Below are 15798 nucleotides of genomic sequence, written 5' to 3'. Positions count from 1 at the left end.
CGCGGCGCCTCAGGTCCTGGGATGGCACTCGAAGCGGATCACGGAAGCCTGCTGCTGCAGCGCCTCGATCCCTTCGGTATGTTCGATGCCGAGGCTCGTTTGCATGCCGCGGCTTTCGCAGTAGTCGGTGGCTTCGCTTACCGCGCGTTTGTGGGCGCGCGCCCACGCGAGGCGCCCGCCTGTTGCCGACGCCGAAACGACATACGTACCCTGCTTGTCCGCCGCCGTGACGTCGCCGCCCGACGCGCAGCCCGCGAGCACCGCGCACGCCGCGACGCCGGTTACTACGACTTTGGACCAGGACCGGCTCGCGACGCCCGCAAGCCCTCCGGTCCCTTCGAAAATCCGCTGCATGAATCCCTCTCTCGTATGAGAGGAGGATTTTAGGGTTGTGCTATCGAAAGTCTATGCCAATAGAATGAATTCACCGTTACCGTAAAAAGAACAATCGCCTCAAGCCGGCACGCCCGCCATGGCGCGACCCGAACGCCCCCACGCCACCACGACGCCCACGCCAAGCACCGCGAGACACACGATCGGCACGATCATCGGCCCGAAGGCGGTGCCGGTGAGCTTGCCCGCGAGCGGCATGAGGTTCTGCGCGAAGAAGCCGCCCAGATTGCCGATGGAGTTGATGGCCGCAACGCTCGCCGCCGCCCGCGCGCCGGTGAAGTAACGCGGCGGCATGGACCAGAAGCACGGGTACAGCAGCGGAATGCATGCGCCGCCGAACACGAGCGCCACGAAGCGCAGCGGCGTGGAAGGCAGCAGGAGACTCAGCAGGAAGCCCAGCGTGCCGAGCGCCGCGACGATCGCCATCGCGCGGAGAATGCTTTTCGCGCGGCGCAGTTTCGACGGCAGCCACAGCAGGAGCAACACCGCCAGCGCCCACGGCAGCATGCTCAACAGCCCGTTCACGCTGCTCGACACGCCAAACGACTTCACGAGCGTCGGCAGCCAGTAAGTCACGCCATAAAGCGACGTCGACATCAGCATGTAGGTCGCCGCGAACAGCATCACGCGCGGGTCGAGCAGCGCCTTCCAGGGTTGCGCGTGTTCCGCGTGCTCGGGCTTCTCGCGCTCGTGCGCGGCCGCCACAAGCTGTTTTTCGCGCTCGTTCAGGAAGCGCGCTTCCTGGTACGACGCCGGCAGCAGTCTGAACACGGCGATACCCACAATCACGGCGGGCAGGCCCGTGGCGATGAACACCCACTGCCAGCCCGCGAGCCCCCACACGCCATTGAGGCTCAGCAGCCAGCCGCCCACGAGCGAGCCCACCATGTTCGCGAGCGCGCTGCCCAGCGTGAAGATGCCCAGCACGCGTGCGCGGTAGCTTTGCGGAAACCACAGCGTGAGGTAGTAGATGACGCCGGGATAGAAGCCGGCTTCGGCCACACCCAGCGCGAGACGCAGACCGCAGAACACCTTCATCGAAGTGGTGAAGCCCATCAGCACCGTAATCAAGCCCCAGGTGAGCATGATGCGCGCGAGCCACACGCGCGCGCCGAAGCGGTGCAGCGCGAGCGTGCTGGGCACTTCGAACAGGAGATAGCCGATGAAGAACAGCGACGACGCCAGGCCGAACGCCGTTTCGGTCATGTTGAGGCTGTGCACCATCTGCAGCTTGGCGAAGCCGACGTTTTGCCGGTCGATGAACGAGATCAGAAACATCACGACGAGGATCGGCATGAGTCGGCGCGCGATCTTCGACATGACGTCCTGCTCTTCTACGGACGGTTGATCGACGGTTGAGTTTGTATTCACCTGGTTCTCCTATGTTTATTTCTGCGTTGCCTGTGCGTGTATCTACGATGGACGGAAGTCCGCGAGCATCGCCACGAACATGTCGCTCCACACGCGCGGTTTCGCCTTGATCGTGCCCACCATGTACAGAAAATCCACGTACTCCATCAACTGCTCGGGCCACACCGAAAAGCGCGACTCCGGCGCGGCGAGCGTCTGCACCACATGCTCGCGCGAAGCGCCGAAGCCCGACGAATCCACATAGATTTGCGCCGCCGCGGCCTTGTCCTGCGCGATCATCCGGTTCGCCTCGTCCAGCGCCTGAAGGAACGCGCGTGCGAGCGCCGGTTCGGTGTCGACTAGGCGCCTGGGCGCGAACACCACGTCGAGCGTGAGCGGCCCGAGCACGTCCACCGAATTCACCACGCGGTGTATGCCCGGCTGCTGCAATTCGAGCGTCGAAAATGGCGGCGACGCGAAATGCGCCGTCACGCCGCCCTCGCGCCGGATCAGCGCCTGCATGGCCTGCGGATGCGGCATGCCCACGGTGATCGAATCGAGCTTCGCGAAGTGCTGCGGGCCGAGCAGTTTGCTCGCCACCATTTGCAGCACCACAGCCGAAAGCGAGGTGCGAATGCCCGGCACCGCAATGCGGTCGTTGGGCGTGAAGTCGTGCAGCGTCGCGATCTGCGGGCGGTTCGTGTTGAGCGAGAGCGCCGTGGCCGAAAGGCCGCTGATGCCGATCACCTCGACGTTCGGAATGCCGCGCGCCCGCGCCCACAATTCGATGAAGCCGGGCGCGCCCACGGCGGCGAAGTCGAGCGTGCCGGCCATCATGGCGTCGTCTACGGAATTGCCGCCGTCGAGCCTCACCCATTCCACGCTCACGTTCGCGAGCCCCTGGCGGGCCGCATGCCGTTCGAAGAGCCGCGCCTTTTCCATCACGAGCAAGGGCAGATACAGCAGGCCATAGCCCTTCGAAATGCGCACCGTGCGCGGCGCGGCCCTGAGCGGGCCGGAAGCGAGCCCCGCGGCAACGGCTGCCGCGCCGAGTCCGGCCGCGACGAGCGAGCGCCGCCGCGGCGACTTCACGCGCAGCAGCTTGCCGTCTCCAGAGGTTCGTGTCGTAATCACGTCGCTGCATCTTCCATGGTTCGCGAGATTACCGGGCGAGTCTGAGAAAATGCTGAGAAAACACGCATCATAGACCTCGGGAAAACCCGCAATCGCACCCATGAAGATTTTGGCAGGAACGGCATCATGCGCATTCTGGTGGTAGAGGACGACGCGGAAATCGGCGCGGCGGTCCGCAGCCGTCTCACGCGCCTCGGTCATGCGGTGGACCTCGAAGCGAACGGCGCCACGGCGAACAGCCTGCTCGGCGTCGAGCGCTTCGACCTGGTCGTGCTCGACGTGATGCTACCCGCCATGGACGGCTTCGCGATCCTGCGCAACCTGCGCGCGGCGGGCTCGACCACGCCGGTGCTGCTCCTCACCGCGCGCTCGGCCATCGACGACCGCGTGAGCGGCCTCGGCCTCGGCGCCGACGACTACCTCGTCAAGCCATTCGATTACCGCGAACTCGAAGCGCGCGTGCAGGCGCTCCTGCGCCGCAACAGCGGGCATGCGAACGATGTCGTGAGGCTCGGCGGTCTTGCCATCGACCGCAGCAGCCGGCTTGCCGAACTCGACGGCAAAGCGCTTTCGCTTTCGCGCCAGGAATTCGCGCTGCTCGAAATCCTCGCGAGCCGTCCGCAGCGCATTTTCCCGAAAGAGGAACTGCTGAACCAGTTATTCAGCTACGGCAACGAGCCGACCGCGAACGCGGTCGAACAATACGTCACGCGCCTGCGCAAGAAGCTGCAGGGCAGTTCGGTGGAAATCCGCACGGCGCGCGGCATGGGATATCAAATTGCCGCGCTTTGACTGGTTCCCCAAAACGCTGCTCGGCCGCACGCTGCTCTTCGTCGCGCTCGTGGTGGCGTCGGGGGCAGCGGCGCTCGCGGGCATCGCGCGCTATTACGCGGGCGTCGCTTCCGAGCGCGCCTACGATCAACTGCTTGCGGGCGCAACCATCCAGGTCGCGGAAAACCTCTACGTGCAGGGCGGCGTGCTCGCGCTCAATCCGCCGGTGGCCGCGCTTTCCACGCTCTCGCGCTATGACGTGGTCTACTACAAGGTGGTCGATGCGCGCGGCCTCGTCGTTGCGGGTTATGGCGACCTGCCCGGCCCGGCCAATACGGCGAGCGCAATGCGCGCACGCCAGGGCCCGACGTTCGCGAACGCCCGCTATCAGGGCGAGCGCGTGCGCACGGCGACCATCGGACGCTATATGCCGGACGCGCGGCCGCCCGGCTGGGCCCTCGTCACCGTCGCGCAGACCACCCACGCGCGCCAGCAACTCACGAACGATATGAGCCTGAAGGTGTGGACGCTCATTCTGCTGATGAGCGTGCTCGCCATCGGCGCAAGCGGACTTGCGATCCGGCGCGGCCTGCGCCCGCTCGCGCAGATCGAGCAAATCATCGCCGCGCGCGATCCCGCCGACCTGCGGCCCGTGGCGCACGACACGCCGAGCGAGATCAACGCGCTGATCGGCGCCATCAACGGGTTGATCGGCCGCCTCGCGGAACGCATGACGGCCATGCAGCGCTTTATCGCCGACGCCGCGCATCAGATGCGCACGCCGATTGCGCGGCTCGATGCGCAGATCGAGTTGCTCAGCACGGAGTCCGATCCCGCGCGCCACGCCGCGCGCCTCGAAGCGTTGCGCGCCACCTGTTCGGACGTGGGCCGTCTCACGGGCCAGTTGCTCAATCACGCGATGGTGATTCATCGCACGGAAGTCGTGCCGTTGCAACGCGTGGACCTGGCGAGGCTCGCGAGAGAAGTGCTGGGCCGCACGATTCCGCTTGCCGACGAACGCGACGTGAAAGTGGCGTTCGAAAGCAGCGCGCCGCAAGTGTGGATAGCGGGCGACCCCGTGAGCCTGCAGGAAGCGCTGTCGAACGTGCTGCACAACGCGCTGTTGCATGGCAAGGCCGACGATATCGTCGTCACCGTAAACGCTGCGCGGCAGGCCGTTACGCTGACCGTGACCGACAACGGCGGCGGCATCGCGCGCGAACATTGGGACGCCGCGCTGCGTCCGTTCGAGCGCATCGGCCAGGAAGGCGCGGAGCGCGCGACGGGCTCCGGCCTTGGGCTCGCCATCGTGCAGGCGGTGATGAAGGCGCACGGAGGTCGCGTAAACTTCGCGTTTCCCGCCGGGGGCGGATTTGCAGTAGTGCTGACGTTTCCCTGCGCGGAAGCCGAACCGCCTGCGGCTACGCCAACGTAGACGTCTCGCGAAAGCGCGGGAGCACGAGCATGCCGATATCGAAGCCGGCATCGCGCAGCTTCGCCGCGCCTTGGCCGCAAGCTGCGCGTCAGTGCGCTGAAGGAGGATGCGCGCGCGCGTACATGCGCAACGCGAGCCAGCACACCGCCGCCCCAAGGCCGCCCACGACGCCGCCGAAGCTGCCGATCCACGACACACCGAAGCCATTGGCGATGTGGTTGCCAAGCAGCGCGCCCGCGCCGATCCCCACGTTATAGAGGCCGGAATAGATCGAGACCGCGAGGTCCGAGGCTTCGGGCGCGAGCTTGAGCACCCATGCCTGCATGGCGAGGCCGAAGGAAACGATCGCGCCGCCCCACACCAGCGTATGAACCGACAACGTAACGATGGAGAGCGCGGCGGGAAACAGCACGAGCAGGCACACGCACACGGCAATCACGGCCGCTTGCAGGAACCGCCCCGGATCGCGCGGATAAACGCGATTGAAGCAAATGGCCGCGGGAATGCCGGCACTGCCGAACAGGATCAGGATATACGTGATGCGTTGACTGCTCTGGTTGCCCACTGCATGAATGAAGGGCTCGATATACGTATACGAAGTGAACTGCGCGGTAACGACGAGTACCGTCAGCAGATAGAGCGAAGCCAGCATCGGCTTTCGGAACAATACCGGCACGCTGCTGAACGAACCCGTTTGCTGGCTCGGCAATGCGGGCAGCATCAGGCGCAACAGCAGCAGCGCAAACGCCGCCGCGCCCGCGATGACGAAGAACGTCTGCCGCCAGCCCAGCGTTTCGCCAATCACGCGCCCGAGTGGAATGCCGGCCACCATGGCGATAGACGAGCCCATGCCGAGCATGGCGAGCGCACGGCTCTTGTTGCCGGGCGGCGCGAGCCTCACCACCAGCGAAACGGAGATCGACCAGAATATCGCGTGCGCAAAGGCAATGCCGATCCGGCCAATCATCAGCACCGTAAAATTCCACGCCATGCCGGTCACGATATGGCTGGCGACGAAGAGCGCGAATATCCAGGCCAGCAGCTTGCGGCGTTCGACGTTGCGCGTGAGCAGCATCAACGGCAGCGACGCCACCGCTACCGTCCACGCATAGATCGTCAGCATGAGGCCGACGTCGGTCGGCTCCATGTGCAGGCTCTCGCCAATGGCGCTCAGTAGCGCGACGGGCACGAATTCCGTCGTGTTGAAAATAAAGGCCGAGAGCGCCAATACGAGCACGCCCCACCAGGCGTGTCCCGAAGAAACCGGTTCAGGCGTCGACATACGAAAGAGGCGGGAATCGATAAAGGGCGATTATCGCGTATCAAGCGGATTGCCATGCCTGAACCGTACAGGAGTTCTTCCGGCCCTGCGTCTTCGCCGCCGGCTCATTGGCTTACGCGCACCATCGCGCGCCGCGCGCGCCGCCCGAACGCACAGGCGAGCGCGGCCGAAACGAAGAGCGTGGCGCTCACGAAATACAGCCCCAGCGAATAATCGCCGCTCATATCGCGCAACCGTCCGATCACCATCGGGCCGATCGTGCCGCCGATGAGGCTGCCCATCGCATTGATGATCGCAATGCCTGCCGCCGCGGCGGAGCCCGACAGAAACTGCGTGGGCATGCTCCACAGCGGCGGCTTCGCCGCGTTGATGCCGAAGTTCGCAATCGAAAGCCCGACGATCAGCACGACGGCGTTGGCGGCATGTCCGGACATCAGCATGCCGATACCGGCCGCGAGACACGCAATCGCAACGTGCAGGCGGCGTTCGTTCGTGCGGTCCGAGTTGCGCGCCCACAGCACCATCGTCAAGACTGCGAACAGATTCGGTATCGCGTTTACCAGGCCCAGTTCGAAGTAGCTGAAGCCGAAGCGGTGGATGATCATCGGCGCCCAGATGCCGACGGCGTAGAGGCCCGTCGAGGTCCCCGCATACACGAGCGCGAGCAGCAGCACGCGCGGGTCCTTCACCGCCCCCCACACGCTCGACTGGCTCTGCGCCGCCTTCGCTTCGCGTTCGCGCCGCATTTCGCCGCTCAGCCACTGGCGCTCGGCGGGCGCGAGCCACTGCGCATCTTCGGGCCGGTCGGTCAGATAGAAGTACGAAACGATTCCGAGCAGCACGGTCGGCGCGCCTTCGACGAGAAAGAGCCACTGCCAGCCATGCAGATGCGCCGCGCCCTCCAGGCTCATGAGCGCGCCGGAGATGGGCGAGCCGATCATGTTCGACAGCGGCGCGGCGGTCATGAACATCGCCGTGACGAACGCGCGATGGCGCGCGGGAAACCAGAAGCTCAGATAGAGAATGATGCCGGGAAAAAAGCCCGCTTCCGCGAGGCCCAGCACGAAGCGCAGCGTATAAAAGCTGTACGGGCCCGTAACGAACGCCGTGGCCGCGGAAAGCAGCCCCCACGCAACCATCAGCAGTGCGATCCATCGGCGGGCGCCAACGCGCTGCAACGCGAGATTGGACGGCATGCCCGCCGCGATATAGCCGACGAAGAAAATCCCCGCGCCCACGCCGAACATGGCCTGCGTGAGCCCGATGTCGTGATTCATCGTGAGTCCCGCGAAGCCGACGTTCACGCGGTTCAGAAAGCTGAGGAAATACAGCACGATGATGAACGGCGTGATGCGCCGTGAAACCTTGCGCACGACGCTCGATTCCAGCGTGGCGGCGTCCTGCGGATGGACTGCGGCAATGTTCATGGGTTGTCTCCGTTTGGGCGCACTGGCCGCGTTCGGCGGTCGCCTCGCAGAAAATGCGCCTCTGTGCCGTTGCGTGCGTTGCACGAATGGTCTGGTTATGAATGGGGGTTAGCCGCGAGGTTAGCCGAGCCGCTGCTGCGCCGGCAGGTCGATGCGGCTCCAGGGCTGCGCTGCCCAGTGCTTCGCTTCGAAGGCGTCGATCGCTTCCTGCTGGCGCAGCGTCATGCCGATCATGTCGAGCCCTTCCACGAGCATCTGCTTCTGGCGCTGGGGCAGCGAGAACGCATGGCGCTTGCCTGAAGGCGCGATCACGACTCCGTTATCGACGTCGATCGACACGTGCTTGTCGTCGCCGCTCGCGACTTCCGCGACCAGCGCCTCGATCTGTTGGGGCGGCAGCGTAACGAGCAACAGCCGGTTATTCGTCGCATTGAAGTAGAAAATCTCGCCGTAGCTCGGCGCAATCACGGCTTCGAAACCCGCCTGCTGCAGCCCCCACACCGCATGCTCGCGGCTCGATCCACAGCCGAAATTCGAGCCGCCGATCAGCACTTTCGCACCGCGATACTCAGGCCGGTTAAACACGAAAGCCTCGCGCGCCCGGCCATCGGCATCGAAACGCAAATCGTATAGCAGCCCGCGTGCGAGGCCCGATTTGTCGATGCCGAGCAGAAACTGCTTGGGCATGATCTGGTCGGTGTCGAGGTTGTTGACGGGCAGCGGCGCGGCAACGCCCGAGATCGTGAACGGCTTAGCCATGAGCAAGCTCCTTGCGAATGTCGACGATGCGGCCCGCAATCGCGGCGGCGGCGGCCATCGCGGGACTCATCAAATGCGTTTTGCTGTCGCGCCCCTGGCGCCCTTCGAAGTTGCGGTTCGTCGTCGAGGCGCAGCGCTCGCCCGGCGCGAGCACGTCGTCGTTCATCGCGAGGCACATCGAGCAGCCCGGCTGGCGCCACTCGAAGCCCGCGTCGATCAGCGTGCGCGCAATGCCTTCGCGCTCGGCCTGGTCGCGCACCATGCCCGAACCCGGCACGACCATCGCGCGCACCGTCGCGGCCACCTTGCGCCCGCGCACGACCTGGGCGACCGCGCGCAGGTCTTCGATGCGCGCATTCGTGCAGGAGCCGATGAATACGCGGTCGATCGGCGTGCCCTCGATCGGCGCGCCTTCGGCCAGACCGATGTAATCGAGCGCCTTGTGCAGCGTCGCGGCGTCGAGCCCCGCGCCTTCGGCCGCTGCGGGAATGCGGCCGTCCACCGGCACGGCCTGGTCCGGGCTCGTGCCCCACGTCACGTATGGAGCGACGCGGGCGGCGTCGAAGCGATGCTCGACATCGAAATGGGCGTGGTCGTCGGAACGCAGTTTCGACCACGCGTTGCAGGCCGCGTCGAGCGTCTTTGCATCGAGGTCGCGCACCTTGCCGGCCACGTAGTCGAGCGTCGTGCGGTCCGGCGCGATCAGCGCGGCGCGCGCGCCCGCCTCCACGGTCATGTTGCACAGGGTCATGCGCGCCTCGGCGGAAAGCGCGGCGACCGCTTCGCCCGCATATTCCACGGCGTAGCCGCGCGCGCCCTGCGCGCCGATCTTCGCGATAACGTGCAGCACGAGATCCTTCGACGTCGTGCCCGGCGGCAGCACGCCGTCCACGACGATGCGCATGTCCTTCGCGACGCGATACACGAGCGTCTGCGTCGCCAATACGTGCTCGACTTCCGAGGTGCCGATGCCGAAGCCCAGCGCGCCCAGTGCGCCGTAAGTGGTCGTGTGGCTGTCGCCGCACAGCACGACCATGCCGGGGCGAATCAGCCCGATCTCGGGCGCGACCACATGCTCGATGCCCTGCATGGCGTCGTGAATGTCGAACAGATGAATGCCTTGCTCCACGCAGTTGCGCGTGAAATTCGCGGCCTGCTTCGCGGCATCGGCAATCTCGATCGTGCGCGCGGCCACGGGCACCGGCTTGCTGGGAATCACGTGATCGACCACGCCCATCTGCTGGCGCGGCCGGCGCACGCGCAGGCCCTTCTCGCGCAAGCCCGCGAAAGCTTGCGGGCTCGTGTACTCGTTCATGATGTGCAGATCGGCGTAAAGCAGAACGTGCTCGGCGTCGATAATCGATACGGTGTGCGAATCAACCAGTTTTCGGTAAAGCGTGTGTGAGGACATGACGAAGCCCGACTAGAAAATGACGAACGAATCAGCACAGGAGAAACGGCAGCGCCCCGCCTTTCACGCCCGCGTTCCAGCGATCGGGTGGACGCGAACGCCGTCGATATCCGCCGGCGCCGGGGTGAAACCTTCGAACATGCTTGTCTCCCGAGGTTGCATGCAGTCTAATTGATGCCTTCAGCGATTGGGTTTCCGCAAAAGCAATCCGGTCGTAACTTCCAGGAACGAATCGCACGGGAGCCAAGTCGTGGATGCTTTCTCCGATCTGAATCTGTTCGCGCTCGTGGCGCGCAACCGCAATCTGGCGGCGGCGGCGCGCGAATTGGGCGTCACGCCGCCAGCGGTCAGCAAGCGGCTCGCGCAACTGGAGCAGCGCCTGGGCGTGCGGCTCGTGAACCGCACCACGCGGCGTCTTTCGCTCACGCCGGAAGGCGAGCTTTACCTCGCGAACGGCTCGCGCATCCTCGACGAACTCTCGGAACTGGAACACCTCGTCACGCGCAGCCGCGGCGAGCCGGCCGGGCTGCTGCGCGTGAACGCGTCGTTCGGTTTTGGCCGCGCGCGCGTGGCGCCCGCCGTGTCGGCTTACGTCGAGCGCTTTCCCTCGATGAAAATTCAACTGCAATTGACGGAGCGCCCGCTCAGCCTCCAGGAAGAAGGCTTCGATCTCGGCATCCGCTTCGGCGAGGTGCCCGACGCGCGCATCAACGCGCGTTTGCTGCTGAAGAACCGGCGCATCGTGTGCGCCGCGCCGGCGTATGTGACGCGGCACGGCACGCCCTCCGCGCCGCACGATCTCACGCGCCACGCGTGCATCGTGCTGCGCGAAAACGATTCGGCCTACGGCACGTGGCACTTTTCGCGGGGCAAGCGCGCGGAAACCGTGAAGGTCGACGGCGCGCTGTCGAGCAACGACGGCAGCGCCGTGCTGCGCTGGGCGCTCGACGGGCGCGGCATCGTCGTACGCTCGCAGTGGGAAATCGCCGGGCACATCGAGCGCGGCGAACTCGTGCCGCTGCTGGCCGACTGGGCGCTGCCCAACGCCGATATTCACGCGATCTATCTCGAACGCAACAAGCTCTCTGCGAAGCTGCGCAGCTTTGTCGATTTTCTCGGCGACTACCTGGGCAATACGCCCGGCGCGGAAATGACCTAGCCGCGCGTACGGGCGGCTCGCGGGTTCACGAGCCGTCTGCAAACGTCACTCGCGCCGCGAAGATTTCGGGGCCGCACAGCTTCGTCTCATCGCTCGGGCGTTCTCTCTATACTGGGTCGCGTGCTTCCCGCCTCGTTCGTCTCGTACGATTACGCGCAGGTTCCGGCACGCTCCACCCGCATTGCCCATCCCCGGCCGCCGCCACACCGACGCGCGCAGCGCGAATGCGCGCGCGGCACGCGCCGGCGTCCGTCTGCTTTGTGACGCTGTACTTTGAAACCGGAGAGTTTCCATGAGCACCTTCACCACCCGCGATGGCACGTCGATCTACTACAAGGACTGGGGCAGCGGCAAACCCGTCGTGTTCTCTCACGGCTGGCCGCTGACCGCCGACGCCTGGGACGCCCAGATGCTCTTTCTCGTGCAAAACGGTTTTCGCACGATCGCACACGACCGCCGCGGCCACGGCCGCTCCGATCAGCCCGCGAAGGGCAACGACATGGACACATGGGCCGACGACCTCGCCGACCTGCTCGACAAGCTCGACGTGAACGACGCCACGCTCGTCGGCCACTCCACGGGCGGCGGCGAAGTCGCGCGCTATATCGGCCGCCATGGCACGAAGCGCGTGTCGGGCGCGGTGCTGATCGGCGCGGTGCCGCCCATCATGATCAAGAGCGAGAAGAATCCGGGCGGCCTGCCCAAGGACGTGTTCGACGGCATCCGCAAAGGCGTGATCGCCGATCGCTCGCTGTTCTTCAAGGACCTCGCCACGCCGTTCTACGGTTACAACCGCAGCAGCGCGAAGGTCTCGCAGGGCGTGATCGATTCGTTCTGGCAACAAGGCATGCTGGGCGGCATCCTCGCGCTGCACGACTGCGTGCACGAGTTCTCCGAAGTCGACTACACGGAAGACCTCAAGAAGTTCGACGTGCCCACGCTGATCCTGCACGGCGACGACGACCAGATCGTGCCGATCGACGACTCGGGCAAACTCTCCGCGAAGATCGTCAAGGACGCGACGCTCAAGGTCTACCCGGGCGGCCCGCACGGCATGTGCACGACGATGGCCGACCAGGTCAACGCCGACCTGCTCGCGTTCCTCAACCGCAAATAACAAGGCACGTAACAGCGCGCGCGGCGTGCCCGCTCAACGCGAGCACGCCGTCAACGCTTCGACGTATTGCGCCTGCCACGCCGGGTCTTGCGCGAACGCCGCGAGATCCGCGTGCAGATCGTTCGCGTAGGCCGCCATGCACGCGCGGTTGTTCGCTTCCATGGCGCGCGGCATCACGAGAATGGCCGCAATCACGCCGCCCACCGCCAGCGCGGCGATCGCGACGCCCGTCGCCCAACGCCAGGCTTCATCGCCGCTCCCTTTTAGCGCCGCTTCGTTCATCGCTCTTCTCCTTATTGATTAGCAAGACAATCATTTGGCTTTTAAAAAAGACGCGAACGCCTTTACGCGAGTCCTTTGCGTACCTTGCGCATGGCGCTGACCGTCGATTCGAACAGGTCCGCGCCCACCTGCGCACGCAAACGCCGCGCAACGTCGGCGCTGGCGCCGTTGATCGGGCCGTCGAGCGCCGTGCCGCTCGCCGTGGGAAAGAGGCCCCACTCGCGGCCGTCGGCTTCGCCCTGGCGGCGCGCGAGCAGGTCTTTCTCGCAGAGGTTGTCCACGAGGCGCGTTGCGGTGGGCCGCGCAATGCCGAGCGTTTGCGCAACGTCGCTCGCCAGGCACCCGGGCTTCGCGAGCACCACGCGCAGCACAAAGCCTTGCGCGGGCGTGAGGCCGAACGGCGCATAGGCGGCGCTCCACTCACGCTCGACGAGACGGGCGAGCGCCGACGAATTGAAGTAAAGGCAGTGATCGAACATGAGCGAATAAGACCATGAATTGATTAGCAAGGCAACTGTTATCGCGGGTCGCAGCGAGGCTCGCGAGACAAAATTCTTATATAAGACTCGCCGATTCACTTGCGTTTTCACAAGGGTCTTTACCAGCTTGACAGGATATACGGGGTACGATCCGCAAAAGCTCTCGCCTACGGCCGAATCTGGTATATCGTGCTGCAAAGCCTTATGCAACGGGCCTCCCGCACGAAAACGTTTTCAGCCAAAGGCAGGCCGAACAAGGCAAACGTGCCGCATTTCTCATCAATTAACATGGCGCAAGCGCTTTCCACGATATGAAATACATGCACGCTTGCTCCCCGGCCGAGCGCAAAATCAGGCAAAATCCAGGTGTTTCGCCGACTGCGCGCAGCCGGTGGTGTTATCACCCCGTTTTTGAACCCCGCCAAGAAGCCGATGAGTACCCAGCAACCCACCATCATCTATACCCTGACCGATGAAGCGCCGCTGCTCGCCACCAGCGCGTTTCTGCCGATCATCCGCACCTTCGCTGCGCCGGCCGGCGTGAACGTCGAGACCAGCGATATCTCCGTTGCGGGCCGTATCCTCGGCGAGTTCCCGGAATTCCTCACGGAAGAACAGCGCGTGCCGGACAATCTGGCCGAACTGGGCCGTCTCACGCAGTTGCCGGAAACGAACATCATCAAGCTGCCGAACATCAGCGCATCGGTGCCGCAGCTCGTCGCCGCGATCAAGGAACTCCAGGGCAAGGGCTACAAGGTCCCTGACTTCCCCGAAGATCCGAAGACCGACGAAGAAAAGGCCATCCAGAAGCGCTACTCGAAGTGCCTCGGCTCGGCCGTGAACCCGGTGCTGCGCGAAGGCAACTCGGACCGCCGCGCGCCGCTCGCCGTCAAGAACTACGCGAAGAAGCACCCGCACAGCATGGGCGAGTGGAGCATGGCTTCGCGCACCCACGTCGCGCACATGAAGCACGGCGACTTCTACCACGGCGAAAAGTCGGTCACGAACGACAAGGCGCGCGAAGTGCGCATGGAACTCGTGACGAAGGGCGGCGAAACCATCGTCCTCAAGCCGAAGGTCTCGCTCCAGGCTGGCGAAATCGTCGACAGCATGTTCATGAGCAAGAAGGCCCTGCTGGCTTTCTACGAAGACCAGATGGAAGACGCGCGCAAGACCGGCGTCATGCTTTCGCTGCACGTGAAGGCGACCATGATGAAGGTTTCGCACCCCATCGTGTTCGGCCACGCCGTGCGCGTGTTCTACAAGGACGCGTTCGCGAAGCACGCCAGGCTGTTCGAGCAACTGGGCGTAAACGTCAACAACGGCCTCGTCGATCTCTACACGAAGATCGAAACGCTGCCGGAATCGCAGCGCGAAGAAGTCATCCGCGACATGCACGCGTGCCACGAGCACCGTCCGGCGCTCGCCATGGTCGACTCGGCCAAGGGCATCTCGAACCTGCACGCACCGAACGACGTGATCGTCGACGCTTCGATGCCCGCGATGATCCGCGCCGGCGGCAAGATGTGGGGCGCCGATGGCCGCCCGGCTGACACGAAGTGCCTGATTCCGGAAAGCACGTTCGCGCGCATCTACCAGGAAATCATCAACTTCTGCAAGACCAACGGCGCGTTCGACCCGAAGACCATGGGCACGGTGCCGAACGTCGGCCTGATGGCGCAGAAGGCGGAAGAGTACGGTTCGCACGACAAGACGTTCGAAATCCCGCAGGACGGCACGGCGCGCATCGTCGACAACGCAAGCAACGAAGTGCTCGACGCGCTCACGCAGGAAGTCGAGCAAGGCGACATCTGGCGCATGTGCCTCGTGAAGGACGCGCCGATCCGCGACTGGGTCAAGCTCGCCGTCACGCGCGCAAAGAACTCGAACACGCCGGCCGTGTTCTGGCTCGACCCGTACCGTCCGCACGAAAACGAAGTGATCAAGAAGGTCGAAACGTACCTGAAGGATTACGACACGAACGGCCTGGACATCCAGATCATGTCGCAAGTGCGCGCAATGCGTTACACGCTCGAGCGCGTGATCCGCGGTCTGGACACGATCTCGGTCACGGGCAATATCCTGCGCGACTACCTCACCGACCTGTTCCCGATCATGGAACTGGGCACCTCGGCGAAGATGCTGTCGATCGTTCCGCTGATGGCCGGCGGCGGCATGTACGAAACGGGCGCGGGCGGTTCGGCTCCGAAGCACGTGCAGCAACTGGTTCAGGAAGACCATCTGCGCTGGGACTCGCTCGGCGAATTCCTCGCGCTGGCCGTGTCGCTCGAAGACCTCGGCATCAAGACGAACAACGCACGCGCCAAGCTGCTCGCGAAGACGCTCGACGCCGCCACCGGCAAGCTGCTCGACAACAACAAGGGCCCGTCGCCGAAGACCGGCGAGCTGGACAACCGCGGCAGCCAGTTCTATCTGTCGATGTACTGGGCGCAAGAGCTGGCCGCGCAGAAGGACGACGCGGAACTCGCCGCTCACTTCGCGCCGCTCGCGAAGGCACTGGCCGGTAACGAGCAGAAGATCGTCGGCGAACTCGCCGCTGTTCAGGGCAAGCCGGTCGATATCGGCGGCTACTACAAGCCGGACTTCGCGAAGCTCGCTGAAGTCATGCGCCCGAGCGCGACGTTCAACGCCGCACTCGAAGCCGCTGCGAAGTAAGCAATGGAATGCGTTCCCCGCTTCGGCGGGGAACGGACTTCCCAAATGAATCGAGCCTCCCGCATCGCTGTGGGAGGCTCGATTTTTTTTGGCGGCCTTCACAGGCCGCCTGGTGCTCAAAAG

General features: G+C 64.7%; 14 protein-coding genes. 5 read left to right on the top strand and 9 right to left on the bottom strand.

The window, feature by feature from the left end; genetic code table 11:
• Nucleotides 1-9: 9 nt before the first annotated feature.
• The 3 genes from U5768_RS19895 to U5768_RS19885 form a co-directional block, all read right to left on the bottom strand.
• On the bottom strand, nucleotides 10-354 hold the full coding sequence (locus U5768_RS19895) for a hypothetical protein (RefSeq protein ID WP_322032114.1): 345 nt from the start codon (nucleotides 352-354) through the stop codon (nucleotides 10-12).
• Between the two features lie 99 nt (nucleotides 355-453).
• A complete protein-coding gene (locus U5768_RS19890) occupies nucleotides 454-1713 on the bottom strand; it encodes an MFS transporter (RefSeq protein ID WP_415913948.1) in 1260 nt (419 codons plus the stop codon).
• Nucleotides 1714-1806: 93 nt separating this feature from the next.
• A complete protein-coding gene (locus U5768_RS19885) occupies nucleotides 1807-2877 on the bottom strand; it encodes an ABC transporter substrate-binding protein (protein ID WP_322032112.1) in 1071 nt (356 codons plus the stop codon).
• A 126-nt stretch (nucleotides 2878-3003) separates the two neighbouring features.
• On the opposite strand from U5768_RS19885, the gene U5768_RS19880 reads away from it, so the two are divergent.
• Together U5768_RS19880 and U5768_RS19875 are read left to right on the top strand one after the other, a co-directional pair.
• Nucleotides 3004-3669 carry a response regulator transcription factor gene (locus U5768_RS19880; protein WP_321910299.1) on the top strand — a complete coding sequence of 222 codons (666 nt, stop codon included), beginning with the start codon at nucleotides 3004-3006 and terminating at the stop codon, nucleotides 3667-3669.
• Nucleotides 3656-5083, top strand: coding sequence for a sensor histidine kinase (locus U5768_RS19875; protein WP_322032111.1), 1428 nt, complete (start codon nucleotides 3656-3658; stop codon nucleotides 5081-5083). The genes U5768_RS19880 and U5768_RS19875 overlap by 14 nt, the downstream gene beginning before the upstream one ends.
• An 88-nt stretch (nucleotides 5084-5171) precedes the next feature.
• On the opposite strand, the gene U5768_RS19870 is transcribed toward U5768_RS19875, so the two are convergent.
• From U5768_RS19870 to leuC, 4 genes are all read right to left on the bottom strand, one after another.
• Nucleotides 5172-6365, bottom strand: a complete 1194-nt coding sequence (locus tag U5768_RS19870) for a sugar transporter (protein ID WP_322032110.1) — start codon at nucleotides 6363-6365, stop codon at nucleotides 5172-5174.
• 104 nt (nucleotides 6366-6469) lie between these two features.
• Nucleotides 6470-7792, bottom strand: coding sequence for an MFS transporter (locus U5768_RS19865; protein WP_322032109.1), 1323 nt, complete (start codon nucleotides 7790-7792; stop codon nucleotides 6470-6472).
• A 120-nt stretch (nucleotides 7793-7912) separates the two neighbouring features.
• Entirely contained in the window at nucleotides 7913-8551 is a 639-nt protein-coding gene (leuD, locus tag U5768_RS19860) for a 3-isopropylmalate dehydratase small subunit (protein WP_322032108.1), read from the bottom strand.
• Entirely contained in the window at nucleotides 8544-9962 is a 1419-nt protein-coding gene (leuC, locus tag U5768_RS19855) for a 3-isopropylmalate dehydratase large subunit (protein WP_322032107.1), read from the bottom strand. Before leuC ends, leuD begins: the two co-directional genes overlap by 8 nt.
• A gap of 250 nt (nucleotides 9963-10212) precedes the next feature.
• Between leuC and U5768_RS19850 the strand changes: the two genes are divergently transcribed.
• Both U5768_RS19850 and U5768_RS19845 read left to right on the top strand, forming a co-directional pair.
• A complete protein-coding gene (locus U5768_RS19850; protein WP_322032106.1) occupies nucleotides 10213-11121 on the top strand; it encodes a LysR family transcriptional regulator in 909 nt (302 codons plus the stop codon).
• A gap of 292 nt (nucleotides 11122-11413) precedes the next feature.
• Nucleotides 11414-12238 carry an alpha/beta hydrolase gene (locus U5768_RS19845; RefSeq protein ID WP_322032105.1) on the top strand — a complete coding sequence of 275 codons (825 nt, stop codon included), beginning with the start codon at nucleotides 11414-11416 and terminating at the stop codon, nucleotides 12236-12238.
• A gap of 33 nt (nucleotides 12239-12271) precedes the next feature.
• Here U5768_RS19845 and U5768_RS19840 read toward each other — a convergent pair whose 3' ends face one another.
• Nucleotides 12272-12520, bottom strand: coding sequence for a hypothetical protein (locus U5768_RS19840; RefSeq protein ID WP_322032104.1), 249 nt, complete (start codon nucleotides 12518-12520; stop codon nucleotides 12272-12274).
• A 62-nt stretch (nucleotides 12521-12582) separates the two neighbouring features.
• Nucleotides 12583-12999, bottom strand: coding sequence for a MarR family winged helix-turn-helix transcriptional regulator (locus U5768_RS19835; protein ID WP_322032103.1), 417 nt, complete (start codon nucleotides 12997-12999; stop codon nucleotides 12583-12585).
• Nucleotides 13000-13431: 432 nt separating this feature from the next.
• Between U5768_RS19835 and U5768_RS19830 the strand changes: the two genes are divergently transcribed.
• Nucleotides 13432-15675, top strand: a complete 2244-nt coding sequence (locus U5768_RS19830; RefSeq protein ID WP_322032102.1) for an NADP-dependent isocitrate dehydrogenase — start codon at nucleotides 13432-13434, stop codon at nucleotides 15673-15675.
• Nucleotides 15676-15798: the final 123 nt, after the last annotated feature.

This window comes from Paraburkholderia sp. J76, assembly GCF_905220295.1.
In the GTDB taxonomy this organism is placed as follows: domain Bacteria; phylum Pseudomonadota; class Gammaproteobacteria; order Burkholderiales; family Burkholderiaceae; genus Paraburkholderia.
The sequence above is the reverse complement of the archived record's forward strand: the minus strand, read 5'-3'. Positions and strand labels throughout refer to the sequence as shown.